The sequence below is a fragment of the Streptococcus mitis genome, from assembly GCF_000960025.1.
Taxonomy (GTDB): Bacteria; Bacillota; Bacilli; order Lactobacillales; family Streptococcaceae; genus Streptococcus; species Streptococcus mitis_DH.
Genome location: NZ_JYGQ01000001.1, coordinates 1,051,845 through 1,064,932, shown reverse-complemented (window position 1 = coordinate 1,064,932; position 13,088 = coordinate 1,051,845). Strand labels below are relative to the sequence as shown.

Below are 13,088 nucleotides of genomic sequence, written 5' to 3'. Positions count from 1 at the left end.
GATGATTGAACTAAAGAATATATCTAAAAAATTTGGAAGCCGTCAGCTATTTTCAGATACGAATCTTCATCTTGAAGGTGGGAAAATTTATGCCTTAATCGGTACAAGTGGCTGCGGTAAGACAACACTCTTGAATATGATTGGACGATTAGAGCCATATGACAAAGGGCAAATCATCTATGATGGTACTTCTCTTAAGGATATCAAGCCTTCTGTTTTCTTTAGAGATTACTTAGGATACCTATTTCAAGATTTTGGCTTAATTGAAAGTCAAACCGTCAAAGAGAATCTCAATCTGGGTTTAGTTGGTAAAAAGTTGAAAGAAAAAGAGAAAATCTCTTTGATGAAACAAGCTCTAAACCGTGTAAACCTCTCTTATTTGGATTTGAAGCAACCTATCTTTGAATTATCAGGAGGAGAAGCACAACGTGTTGCATTAGCGAAGATAATTTTAAAGGATCCACCTTTGATTCTAGCAGATGAACCAACCGCTTCACTAGACCCCAAAAACTCTGAGGAATTACTTTCCATCCTAGAATCTTTAAAAAATCCGAATCGAACTATTATTATTGCGACCCACAATCCTCTGATTTGGGAACAAGTGGACCAAGTTATTCGAGTTACCGATTTATCACATAGATGATATGGCAAGATTCAGTTAGAAGAAAGAGTCACAAACACACTTTGTGGCTTTTTTATTTCCATAAAAATGGTAAAATAGTAAGAGTAGAAATGGAGTTCGAGACATGAAAGTAATAGATCAATTTAAAAATAAGAAAGTCCTTGTTTTAGGTTTAGCCAAGTCTGGTGAATCTGCAGCTCGTTTGTTGGACAAGCTAGGTGCTATTGTAACGGTAAATGATGGGAAACCTTTTGAGGACAATCCAGCTGCGCAAAGTTTGCTGGAAGAAGGGATCAAGGTTATCACAGGTGGCCATCCTTTGGAACTTTTGGATGAAGAGTTTGCCCTTATGGTGAAAAATCCAGGTATCCCCTACAGCAATCCTATGATTGAAAAGGCTTTGGCAAAGGGTATTCCAGTCTTGACTGAAGTGGAATTGGCTTACTTGATTTCAGAAGCGCCAATTATCGGTATCACAGGTTCAAATGGAAAAACAACCACAACGACCATGATTGGGGAGGTTTTGACTGCTGCTGGCCAACATGGTCTCTTATCAGGGAATATCGGCTATCCAGCTAGTCAAGTGGCCCAAACTGCGACAGACAAGGACACTCTTGTTATGGAACTTTCTTCTTTCCAACTCATGGGTGTTCAAGAATTCCATCCTGAGATTGCGGTTATTACTAACCTCATGCCAACTCATATCGACTACCACGGTTCTTTTGAGGAATATGTAGCAGCCAAGTGGAATATCCAGAACAAGATGACAGCGGCTGATTTCCTTGTCTTGAACTTTAACCAAGACTTAGCAAAAGAATTGGCCACTAAAACACAAGCTACTGTTGTACCATTTTCAACACAGGAAAAGGTTGATGGAGCTTATCTGGAAGATGGTCATCTCTACTTCCGTGGGGAAGTTGTCATGGAAGCGAATGAAATCGGAGTTCCAGGTAGCCACAATGTGGAAAATGCCCTTGCGACGATTGCTGTAGCCAAGCTTCGTGGTGTGGATAACAAAACCATCAAAGAAACTCTTTCAGCTTTTGGTGGTGTCAAACACCGTCTCCAGTTTGTGGATGAAATCAAGGGTGTCAAATTCTATAATGATAGTAAGTCAACCAATATCTTGGCTACTCAAAAAGCCTTGTCAGGATTTGACAACAGCAAGGTTATTTTGATTGCAGGTGGTTTGGACCGTGGCAATGAGTTTGACGAATTGGTTCCAGACATTACTGGACTCAAGAAGATGGTCATCCTGGGTCAGTCTGCAGAACGTGTCAAACGGGCAGCAGACAAGGCTGGTGTGGCATATGTGGATGCGACTGACATTGCAGATGCGACCCGCAAGGCCTACGAGCTTGCGACTCAAGGAGACGTGGTTCTTCTCAGTCCAGCCAATGCCAGCTGGGATATGTATGCTAACTTTGAAGTACGTGGCGACCTCTTTATCGACACAGTAGCGGAGTTAAAGGAATAATATGAAAAAAATTGTCTTTACAGGTGGGGGGACGGTTGGACACGTAACCCTCAACCTTTTGTTAATGCCCAAGTTTATCGAAGATGGCTGGGAAGTCCACTATATCGGGGACAAGCGTGGTATCGAACACCAAGAAATCCTCAAGTCAGGATTGGATGTCACCTTCCATTCCATTGCGACTGGAAAATTGCGTCGTTATTTCTCTTGGCAAAATATGCTGGACGTCTTTAAAGTTGGCTGGGGAATTGTCCAATCGCTCTTTATCATGTTGCGACTTCGTCCACAGGCTCTTTTTTCAAAGGGAGGCTTTGTCTCTGTGCCGCCTGTTATCGCTGCGCGTGTGTCAGGAGTGCCTGTCTTTATTCACGAATCTGACCTATCTATGGGCTTGGCCAATAAAATCGCCTATAAATTTGCGACGAAGATGTATTCAACCTTTGAGCAAGCTTCAAGTTTGACTAAGGTTGAGCATGTGGGAGCAGTGACCAAGGTTTCAGATCAAAAAAATCCAGAACCCGATGAATTGGTGGATATTCAAACCCATTTTAATCCCCAATTGCCAACTGTATTGTTTGTCGGTGGTTCTGCAGGTGCTCGTGTCTTTAACCAATTGGTGACAGACCATAAGAAAGAATTGACAGAGCGCTACAATATTATCAACCTAACTGGAGATTCTAACCTGAATGAGTTGAGCCAAAATCTTTTTCGTGTTGACTATGTGACTAATCTCTATCAACCCTTGATGGAATTGGCTGATATTGTTGTGACACGGGGTGGTGCCAATACGATTTTTGAGCTCTTGGCCATGGCAAAATTGCATGTTATTGTGCCTCTTGGTCGTGAAGCTAGTCGTGGTGACCAGATTGAAAATGCAGCTTACTTTGTAAAAAAAGGCTATGCAGAAGAGCTTCAAGAAAGCGATTTGACCTTGGACAGTTTAGAAGAGAAGCTTTCTCACTTACTAACTCACAAGGAAGACTATCAAGCTAAGATGAAGGCTTCTAAGGAATTGAAATCTCTAGCAGATTTTTATCAATTGTTGAAAAAAGATTTATCATAAGGAAAGTAAATGTCAAAAGATAAGAAAAATGAGGGCAAAGAAATCCTCGAAGAATTTAAAGAGTTATCAGAATGGCAGAAACGAAATCAGGAATATCTAAAAAAGAAGGCTGAAGAAGAGGCGGCCCTAGCTGAGGAGAAGGAAAAGGAAAGACAAGCTCGAATGGCTTCGAAATCTGAAAAGTCAGATGCAACTGAGGACCAAGAGAGTGAATCTGAACCAAAAGACCCAAAATCAGCTAAGGAAGATGCTAAAGAAAAAGTAGAAGAGTCAGAAGAGGTCAAAAAAGAAGTATCCAAAGAAGAATCAAAGTCCAAAGAGCCAAAGAAAGAGGATAAAAAGGCAGATAAAAAGCCTGTAAAGGAAAAACCGGTCAAACCGAAAATTCCAGGAGTTCATGTCTGGCGGGCTATCTCGATTTTGTTTCTCAGTCTGCTTTTATTGGTTGTCTCTGCATACTTGCTCAGCCCTTATGCGACCATGAAAGATATTCGTGTTGAGGGAACAGTGCAAACTACAGATGATGATATTCGACAGGCTTCAGGCATTCAGGATTCGGATTATACAATTAACCTTCTGCTAGATAAGGCAAAATATGAAGAGCAGATTAAGTCTAACTATTGGGTTGAATCAGCTCAGCTTGTCTATCAATTTCCAACCAAGTTTACAATCAAGGTCAAGGAATATGATATTGTGGCCTACTATGTTTCTGGAGAAAGTCATTATCCAATCCTTTCAAGCGGTCAGCTTGAGACCAGTTCGGTGAGTTTGGTGAGTCTGCCAGAAACTTATATATCAGTTCTCTTTAATGACAGCGAACAAATCAAGACCTTTACGTCAGAACTTGCTCAAATTAGTCCAGAACTCAAGTCTGCTATCCAAAAGGTGGAGCTAGCCCCAAGCAAGGTCACATCAGATTTAATTCGATTGACTATGAATGATTCGGACGAAGTCTTGGTTCCCCTTTCTGAAATGAGTAAGAAATTGCCTTATTACAGTAAGATTAAGCCTCAATTGTCAGAACCAAGTGTGGTCGACATGGAAGCTGGAATTTACAGTTATACTGTGGCGGATAAATTAATTATGGAGGCTGAGGAAAAAGCCAAACAAGAGGCTAAGGAAGCTGAGAAGAAACAAAAAGAGGAAGAGAAGAAAAGACTGGAAGAACAGCAGAATAAACTAGAAGAGGAAAGGAAAAAGCTGGAAGAAGAGGGCAATCAAAACCAAACGACCCGACGTTCATCGCGCCGCTAGGTTTTACCTCTTCTCTCCTAGTTCTTTAGTGACCATGTTTTTACTTGACAAGTGCTAGTAGAAATAATAGAATAGTAAAAAACCTTTAAAGCAGTCCAGAGAGGCAGCTAAGGTTAGACGGTGAAAGGGTGGAGACTACCCATTTTTCGTGGAACCTTGCTGTTGGCAGGTTCCTTTTTTCGTGGCTTCTTGTGGCCAGACTCTCTCACTAGCAAAGGTAAAAGGAGAAACCTATGCGAGAACATCGTCCAGTTATTGCTCTTGATTTTCCTAGTTTTGAGGCAGTCAAGGAATTTTTAGCTCTGTTTCCAGCAGAAGAAAGCCTTTATCTAAAGGTAGGGATGGAGCTTTATTACGCAGCAGGTCCTGAGATTGTATCCTACTTAAAAGATCTGGGACACAGTGTCTTTTTGGATCTCAAGCTTCATGACATTCCCAATACAGTCAAGTCAGCCATGAAGGTCTTGTCTCAGCTTGGTGTGGATATGACCAATGTTCATGCAGCTGGTGGTGTAGAGATGATGAAGGCTGCGCGTGAAGGTCTTGGAAGTCAAGCCAAATTGATCGCTGTCACTCAGCTCACATCAACCTCAGAAGCTCAGATGAAGGATTTTCAAAATATCCAAACCAGCCTGCAAGAGTCTGTGATTCATTATGCTAAGAAGACAGCTGAAGCGGGCTTGGATGGTGTCGTTTGCTCGGCTCAGGAAGTGCAACTCATCAAGAAGGCCACCAATCCAGATTTTATCTGTCTAACACCAGGAATTCGCCCTGCAGGTGCTGCAGTAGGGGATCAAAAACGCGTCATGACGCCAGCAGATGCCTATCAAATCGGCAGTGACTATATCGTAGTGGGACGTCCCATTACTCAAGCTGAGGATCCTGTTGTAGCTTATCATGCCATCAAGGATGAATGGACACAGGACTGGAATTAAAGAACTAGATTAGAAAAATAAAAGGAGAATACCATGACACTTGCTAAAGATATCGCTAGCCACCTCTTGAAAATTCAAGCCGTTTACCTCAAACCAGAGGAGCCTTTCACTTGGGCATCTGGTATCAAGTCACCCATTTACACTGATAATCGTGTGACACTAGCCTATCCAGAAACTCGTACCCTAATTGAAAATGGCTTTGTGGATGCTATCAAAGAAGCCTTTCCGGAGGTTGAGGTGATTGCAGGAACTGCGACAGCAGGGATTCCTCACGGAGCTATTATTGCTGATAAGATGAACTTGCCATTTGCCTACATCCGTAGCAAACCAAAAGACCACGGTGCTGGTAATCAAATCGAAGGTCGGGTAGATCAAGGTCAAAAAATGGTAGTGGTTGAAGATCTTATTTCAACAGGTGGTTCTGTTCTCGAGGCCGTGGCAGCAGCCAAGCGAGAAGGAGCAGATGTGCTTGGAGTTGTAGCGATTTTCAGCTACCAATTGCCAAAAGCAGATAAGAACTTCTCAGATGCCGGTGTTAAGCTGGTAACACTTTCTAACTACAGTGAATTGATTCACCTAGCCCAAGAAGAAGGCTATATCACACCAGAAGGGCTCGACCTTCTAAAACGATTTAAAGAAGACCAAGAAAATTGGCAAAATGCCTAAAACATAGAAAATCAGGTAGTCACTAGGATTACCTGATTTCTTTTTTATACTAGAAAATGAAAAGATTAGTTGAATTTCCATAACTTAAGAAAGTTTATCATTTTTAATTATCTCTGTAAAATGATTGAAAGTATGAAATTTCCAAACAAAATATTTGAAAAGTTTTGAAAAAAGAGTTAAAATATTTTTGTAATATACAAAGTAAACGCTTACTTATTAAGGAGGACATTTTATGTCATACAAAACAAGCAATGCAGAAGGCCATGTAGATTTCATCAATACCTATGATTTGGAACCAATGGCGCAACAAGTTATCCCTAAAGCAGCATTTGGCTATATCGCTAGTGGAGCAGAAGATACTTTTACTTTACGTGAGAATATTCGCGCCTTTAACCACAAACTCATCGTTCCGCATACGCTTTGCAATGTAGAAAATCCAAGTACAGAGATTGAATTTGCAGGTGAAAAATTGTCTTCACCAATCATTATGGCGCCTGTTGCGGCTCATAAATTGGCAAATGAACAGGGTGAAGTGGCGACTGCGCGTGGTGTGCATGAGTTTGGTTCTCTTTATACAACTAGCTCTTACTCTACTGTAGACCTTCCAGAAATTACGGAAGCTCTTCAAGGGACACCTCACTGGTTCCAATTTTATTTTAGTAAAGATGATGGAATCAATCGCCACATCATGGACCGTGTGAAAGCTGAAGGTTATAAAGCGATTGTCTTGACAGCAGATGCTACTGTAGGGGGTAATCGTGAGGTTGATAAGCGTAATGGTTTTGTCTTCCCAGTTGGCATGCCGATTGTTGAAGAATACCTGCCAGAAGGTGCTGGAAAATCAATGGACTTTGTTTACAAATCAGCTAAACAACGCTTGTCTCCACGTGATGTAGAATTTATTGCTGAATACTCAGGACTTCCTGTGTATGTCAAGGGACCACAATGCCGTGAGGACGTTGAACGTTCGCTTGCTGCAGGGGCTTCTGGTATCTGGGTAACCAACCATGGTGGCCGCCAAATCGACGGTGGACCAGCTGCCTTTGATTCACTTCAGGAAGTAGCAGAAGCAGTTGACAAACGCGTACCAATTGTCTTTGACTCAGGTATTCGTCGTGGTCAACACGTCTTTAAAGCCTTGGCTTCAGGAGCAGACTTAGTAGCTATTGGTCGCCCGGTTATCTATGGCTTGGCTCTTGGCGGTAGTGTTGGTGTGCGTCAAGTCTTTGAACACTTGAATGCGGAATTGAAGACAGTCATGCAGTTATCTGGAACTCAGACTATTGAAGATGTTAAACATTTCAAACTTCGTCACAACCCATACAACCCAACCTTCCCAGTTGACCCACGTGACTTAAAATTGTATTGATAAAACAGCTTGCCTCCACTTGATGTGGAGGTTTTTCTTTGTCTATAGGAAGAATAAATCACCATTGAAATCTATACAAATATATTTTCTAATCAAATATCTTGCTAGGGCTTTCATTTTTTGCTATACTGGTCCAGTAATTAAATAATAAAGACATTTGGGGTGCTTTAGGCTGAGATGATACCCATTGAACCTGATACAGTTAAGACTGGCGAAGGGAAATGTGAACAGTTTTTTTCGTATGGCGAAATGAACGATCTAATCTTGTAAGTCAACTCTAATTCTTGATTGTAATTGGAGTTTTTTTGTTTATATAAGCTGGATGAAGGTGATACAAAGTATTTAGGTAGCTCTTCTTGAACGCCCTTGATTTTCTTTAAAAAGGTCAAGTAAAACTAGGATTTTCTTGATGTTTTGTCGATTACGAACGAGTAAAGAGAGGAAAAGTAAATATGGAAACACAAGACTATGCATTTGAGCCAGGTTTGACTGTTGGAGAATTATTAAAAAGCAGTCAGAAGGATTGGCAGGATGCAATCAATCATCGTTTTGTTAAGGAACTTTTTGAGGGGACAATTGAGAATAAGGTCTTAAAAGACTACCTAATTCAAGATTATCACTTCTTTGATGCCTTCTTATCCATGCTGGGTGCCTGCGTAGCCCACGCAGACCAGCTTGAATCCAAGCTTCGTTTTGCCAAGCAACTAGGCTTTCTTGAAGCAGATGAAGACGGTTATTTCCAAAAGGCTTTTAAAGAGTTAAAAGTATCTGAGAATGATTATCAGGAAGTGACCTTGCATCCTGTAACAAAAGCCTTTCAGGAGCTTATGTATTCTGCTGTGTCATCATCAGACTATGCCCATCTTTTGGTCATGCTGGTCATTGCAGAAGGGCTCTATCTAGACTGGGGTTCTAAAGATTTGGCTCTACCTGAAGCCTATATTCATTCGGAATGGATCAATCTCCACAGAGGTCCTTTCTTTGCAGAGTGGGTTCAATTTCTGGTTGACGAACTCAATCGTTTCGGGAAAGGTCGAGAAGATTTGACAGAACTTCAGGAACGCTGGAATCAAGCAGTTGCCTTAGAATTAGCCTTTTTTGATATTGGCTATGACACCTAGTGAAGGTTTAGGATATTTACAAATTTGATGAGGTAAATTATTCGATGTAAATAAAAAAATTTCTTAACGAAAGATAGAGATAAATCGAAATCAGTAGATCGTATAAAGTGAAAAGGAAGGATTTCAATATGACAAGTTTAAAATTATTAAAAGAAAAAGCACCTTTGGTCATTTGCATCACCAATGATGTCGTAAAAAATTTCACAGCAAATGGATTAGTAGCACTGGGTGCATCACCAGCTATGAGTGAGTTTCCTGCAGATTTAGAGGATTTGTTAAAGTATGCTGGAGGTTTATTAATAAACATAGGAACATTGACAGATGAAAATTGGAAATTATACCAAGCTGCTTTGAAAATTGCAGAGAAATATAATGTCCCAGCAGTTTTAGATCCTGTAGCCTGTGGAGCAGGAGAATATAGAAAAAAAGTAGCAGATGATCTAATTAACAATTACAAACTCGCAGCGATTAGAGGAAATGCTGGAGAGATTGCCTCTTTAGTAGGGATAAATGTGGCATCTAAAGGAGTAGACAGTGCGGGAGTAGATAATATTGATGAAATTGCTCTAGCAGCAAATGAGAAGTTCAATATTCCAATAGTAGTAACAGGTGAAGTGGATGCTATTGCGGTAAATGGAGAAGTGGTAACGATTCATAATGGTAGTGCCATGATGCCAAAAGTTATTGGGACAGGATGTTTATTAGGTGCTGTAGTAGCAAGCTTTATCGGACTAGAAAAAGGTCAAGAATTGAAATCATTAGAAACAGCAATGTTGGTTTACAATATCGCTGGAGAAATGGCAGAAAAACGTCTAAATGGACATCTTCCTGGAACATTTAAAGTTGAATTTATAAATGCCTTATACGAGATTACAGATGAAGATGTAAAGAAATTCAAAAGAGTGAAGTAAAATGTTTCATAAAGAATTACTAAAACTATATTTTATTTGTGGAACGACTACTTGCCAAGGAAAAGATCTTTATAAGGTCATTGAGGAAGCCTTAAAAGGTGGTATAACCTTATTTCAATTCCGTGAAAAAGGGGAGGGAGCCTTAGAAGGTAAAGAAAAAGTCGAATTAGCAATTAAACTACAGGATCTTTGTAAAAAATACAATGTTCCGTTTATTGTTAATGATGATATTGATTTGGCAATGGAAATTGACGCTGATGGCGTACATGTAGGACAAGATGACCTTGGAGTTGATGAAATTAGAAAATTGATGCCAGATAAAATAATTGGTCTTTCTATAAAAAACGAGGAAGAATTTCAACAATCAAAAGTTGAATATGTAGATTATGTTGGTGTTGGTCCTGTATTTGATACCCAGTCAAAGGATGATGCTGGTGGTGCTATAGGTTATGAAGGCCTTAAATTGATGAGAAAACTATTGCCACAAATGCCCTTAGTTGCAATTGGTGGGATACAGACGCAACATATTAAAGACATTATGAAGACCAATGTTGACGGTGTTTCAATCATTTCAGCAATATCGTATGCAAAAAATATAGAAAAAACTGTTCGAGAAATGAGTGAACAATTTTAACTTTTTTATTCTTGTATTTTAAGTCAATAGGATTCTCTCACTCGATAAGTTGGGTTGTTATCCTTCATAAGTGAATAGGCTGTTTATATGGTTTACTTAGTGATTTTACTACAATAGATTGGCCTAGCTTATTTCTCAGTTCAATTTCTTGAACTGAAAAAAATCGTTTGTTATAATATTTATATAATTAAATAATAAAGACATTTGGGGTGCTTTAGGCTGAGATGATACCCATTGAACCTGATACAGTTAAGACTGGCGAAGGGAAATGTGAAATGGTTTTGTATTTATAGAAACTAACCATCTAATCTTGTAAGCTGAACTCTAATTTCTATCTGTAATTAGAGTTTTTTCTTTTACGAAACTGGATGAAGATGATACAAAGCATTTAGGTAGCTCAGCTTGAATGCCCCACTTTTCTTTAAAAAAGGAGTTTTTTTATGTTGAAAAAATGGCAGTTAAAAGATGTTATCTTACTTGCTTTCTTGTCTATCTTTTTTGGTGGCGTTTTTGTGGGTTCAGGCTATCTATTTGATATCCTCACTCTGATTTTAGCCCCTCTTGGTTTACAGGCCTTTGCCAATGAAATCCTCTTTGGTCTCTGGTGTATGGCTGCGCCTATTGCTGCCATTTTTGTTCCAAGAGTGGGAAGTGCAACGATTGGAGAAGTGCTAGCTGCGCTTGCTGAAGTCCTTTATGGTAGCCAATTCGGTCTAGGTGCCCTTTTGTCTGGCTTGGTTCAAGGTTTGGGAAGTGAACTTGGTTTTATCGTAACCAAGAATCGCTATGAAAGTTGGCTCTCTCTAACTGCCAATAGTATTGGGATTACGCTTGTTAGCTTTGTCTATGAATACATTAAGTTAGGTTACTATGCCTTCTCCCTTCCTTTTGTCCTTTCTTTGCTTGTAGTACGTTTTATTTCCGTCTTTTTCTTCTGTACTATCTTGGTTCGTGCAATTGTCAAACTTTATCATCAGTTTGCAGCTGGAGGCAAGGCATAGATGGGGCTGGAACTACGAGCGATTCAGTCCCCAATCTTCTCTGAGCCGATTGATTTTACTTTTCATGCGCAAGCCTTTACCTTGTTAGTTGGAAGCAGCGGTTCAGGAAAATCTAGTCTCTTTCAAATGATTGCCCAAGTCAGTTCTCTTCCCTATAGCGGTCAAGTCCTGATAAATGGGAGCGAGGTCAGTCAGCTTTCTATCATCGAACGTTTCCAGACGGTTGGTATCCTCTTTCAAAATCCCAATCATCAATTTACCATGGAGAACTTGTTTGAGGAGCTAATTTTTACCTTGGAAAATATTGGGCATCCCGTTCAGGAAATTGATTCTAAAATAGCAGATGTTGTCCAGCAATGTCGCTGCAAGGCGATTTTGCACCGTCCAATTCATCACTTATCAGGTGGGGAAAAGCAAAAGGCTGCTTTGGCTGTTCTCTTTGCTATGAATCCTAGGGTCTATCTCTTGGATGAGCCTTTGGCTTCCATTGACCGCAAGAGTAGGATAGAGATATTGGAGATTCTAAAAGAGTTGGTCTCTGATGGGAAGACAGTTATTTTGTGCGACCATGATTTATCTGATTATGAAGCCTATATCGACCATATGGTGGAGCTAAGAGACGGACAACTAAGGAAAATAAATCAAATCCCTACCTCTGAGCTGACACAGGTTTCTTCAAAGGAAGTTACTTCTAGTCCAGAACTATTCCATATGGACAAAACAACTTGTGAGCTGGATAAGCGTCCCCTCTTTTCAATTGCGGATTTTACATTCTACCAAGGAATTTCCTGTATTTTGGGTGACAATGGTGTCGGGAAATCAACCCTCTTTCGCTCTATTCTTCAATTTCAAAAGTATAAGGGGCGCATTACTTGGAAGGGTTCGGTTCTTAAAAAGAAAAAGAGTTTGTATCGTGATTTGACGGGTGTTGTTCAGGAAGCTGAGAAGCAGTTTATCCGAGTCAGTCTGCGAGAAGAACTTCAATTAGATGGACCTGATTCTGAAAGAAATCAACGAATTTTCCAAGCTTTACGATATTTTGATCTGGAGCAGGCACTCGATAAGAGCCCCTATCAATTAAGTGGTGGCCAGCAAAAGATTCTACAGCTCTTGGCCATCTTGACTAGCAAGGCTTCTGTGATTTTACTAGATGAACCTTTTGCAGGTTTGGATGATAGAGCTTGTCAATATTTTTATCAGTGGATTGTGGAGGAGAGAAATCAAGGAAGAAGTTTTCTGATCATTAGCCATCGTTTAGATCCCTTGATCTCTGTGGTTGATTATTGGATTGAGATGACTAGTCAGGGTCTCAGTCATGTGAAAGAAGTGACAATTACCAAACCACTCACATCTCAGAGTAGCAATACTCAAGGGGAGGTGAAGTAGTATGGTCAAAGTAGAAACCCAGACACCAATTATCAGTCTCTTCTTGCTGATTTTATCCTTGGAAACATCTTTTATTCCTTCGATTGCTCTGAATCTTTCAGTAGTCGCATTTTGCATTCTCTTTATGCTCTATTACCGGCGATTTAAAGTATTGGCTTGGATGATTCTGCTCGCCATTTTGCCATCTTTGGCCAACTACTGGGCAGTTCAGTTACATGGAGATGCTTCGCAGGCAGTCATGCTTGGAACGAGGGCCTTTGTGACCGTTTGTATTGGTCTTGTCTTTGTTTCCTCTATTTCCCTAAAAGAGCTTCTCTTGTACTTGGCTCAAAAGGGGTTATCACGCTCTTGGGCCTATGCCTTGATTGTGGTATTCAATTCCTTCCCCCTTATTCAGCAAGAAATCAAGTCCCTCAAGGAAGCTTGTCTATTACGTGGTCAAGAACTGCATGTTTGGTCTCCCTTGATTTACAGCAAGGTTCTGATGACAGTCTTTAGATGGCGCCATCTTTACCTGAGAGCTCTATCGGCGCATGGATATGACGAACATGCACAGGTGGAGAATCGCTATCGGATCTTTTATATTTCTAAAAAAATAAAATTAATCTACCTGCTTTTCTTTTTATTGCTTCAAACCAGTCTATTTTTATAA

General features: G+C 40.2%; 13 protein-coding genes and 2 riboswitches. All 13 genes read left to right on the top strand.

From position 1 onward, the window contains the following. Position 1: 1 nt before the first annotated feature. The 13 genes from TZ91_RS05510 (at position 2) to TZ91_RS05450 (ending at position 13,088) form a co-directional block, all read left to right on the top strand. Positions 2-643 carry an ABC transporter ATP-binding protein gene (locus TZ91_RS05510; RefSeq protein ID WP_033679988.1) on the top strand — a complete coding sequence of 214 codons (642 nt, stop codon included), beginning with the start codon at positions 2-4 and terminating at the stop codon, positions 641-643. Between the two features lie 103 nt (positions 644-746). Further along, entirely contained in the window at positions 747-2,099 is a 1,353-nt protein-coding gene (gene murD / locus TZ91_RS05505) for a UDP-N-acetylmuramoyl-L-alanine--D-glutamate ligase (protein ID WP_033687220.1), read from the top strand. Between the two features lies 1 nt (position 2,100). Continuing rightward, positions 2,101-3,159, top strand: a complete 1,059-nt coding sequence (locus TZ91_RS05500; RefSeq protein ID WP_045597171.1) for a UDP-N-acetylglucosamine--N-acetylmuramyl-(pentapeptide) pyrophosphoryl-undecaprenol N-acetylglucosamine transferase — start codon at positions 2,101-2,103, stop codon at positions 3,157-3,159. Positions 3,160-3,168: 9 nt separating this feature from the next. Continuing rightward, the gene (locus TZ91_RS05495) at positions 3,169-4,413 is read left to right on the top strand and encodes a cell division protein FtsQ/DivIB (protein WP_033687219.1); all 1,245 of its coding nucleotides are present in this window, start codon (positions 3,169-3,171) and stop codon (positions 4,411-4,413) included. Positions 4,414-4,646: 233 nt separating this feature from the next. Further along, on the top strand, positions 4,647-5,348 hold the full coding sequence (pyrF, locus tag TZ91_RS05490; protein ID WP_033687218.1) for an orotidine-5'-phosphate decarboxylase: 702 nt from the start codon (positions 4,647-4,649) through the stop codon (positions 5,346-5,348). 33 nt (positions 5,349-5,381) lie between these two features. Further along, the gene (gene pyrE / locus TZ91_RS05485) at positions 5,382-6,014 is read left to right on the top strand and encodes an orotate phosphoribosyltransferase (protein WP_033687217.1); all 633 of its coding nucleotides are present in this window, start codon (positions 5,382-5,384) and stop codon (positions 6,012-6,014) included. Positions 6,015-6,246: 232 nt separating this feature from the next. After that, on the top strand, positions 6,247-7,383 hold the full coding sequence (gene lctO, locus TZ91_RS05480) for an L-lactate oxidase (protein ID WP_000120723.1): 1,137 nt from the start codon (positions 6,247-6,249) through the stop codon (positions 7,381-7,383). Between the two features lie 148 nt (positions 7,384-7,531). Then, positions 7,532-7,620, top strand: a riboswitch (TPP riboswitch). 215 nt (positions 7,621-7,835) lie between these two features. After that, positions 7,836-8,504 carry a TenA family protein gene (locus tag TZ91_RS05475; protein WP_033687216.1) on the top strand — a complete coding sequence of 223 codons (669 nt, stop codon included), beginning with the start codon at positions 7,836-7,838 and terminating at the stop codon, positions 8,502-8,504. A 128-nt stretch (positions 8,505-8,632) separates the two neighbouring features. Further along, entirely contained in the window at positions 8,633-9,415 is a 783-nt protein-coding gene (thiM, locus tag TZ91_RS05470; RefSeq protein WP_033687215.1) for a hydroxyethylthiazole kinase, read from the top strand. A gap of 1 nt (position 9,416) precedes the next feature. After that, entirely contained in the window at positions 9,417-10,049 is a 633-nt protein-coding gene (gene thiE / locus TZ91_RS05465) for a thiamine phosphate synthase (RefSeq protein ID WP_033687214.1), read from the top strand. Positions 10,050-10,244: 195 nt separating this feature from the next. Continuing rightward, positions 10,245-10,333: riboswitch (TPP riboswitch) on the top strand. Between the two features lie 156 nt (positions 10,334-10,489). After that, complete coding sequence (locus TZ91_RS05460; RefSeq protein ID WP_000915275.1) at positions 10,490-11,050, top strand: ECF transporter S component; 561 nt, start codon at positions 10,490-10,492, stop codon at positions 11,048-11,050. After that, on the top strand, positions 11,051-12,436 hold the full coding sequence (locus tag TZ91_RS05455) for an ATP-binding cassette domain-containing protein (RefSeq protein WP_033687212.1): 1,386 nt from the start codon (positions 11,051-11,053) through the stop codon (positions 12,434-12,436). It begins immediately after the preceding gene. A gap of 1 nt (position 12,437) precedes the next feature. Then, a complete protein-coding gene (locus TZ91_RS05450; RefSeq protein ID WP_033685232.1) occupies positions 12,438-13,088 on the top strand; it encodes an energy-coupling factor transporter transmembrane component T in 651 nt (216 codons plus the stop codon).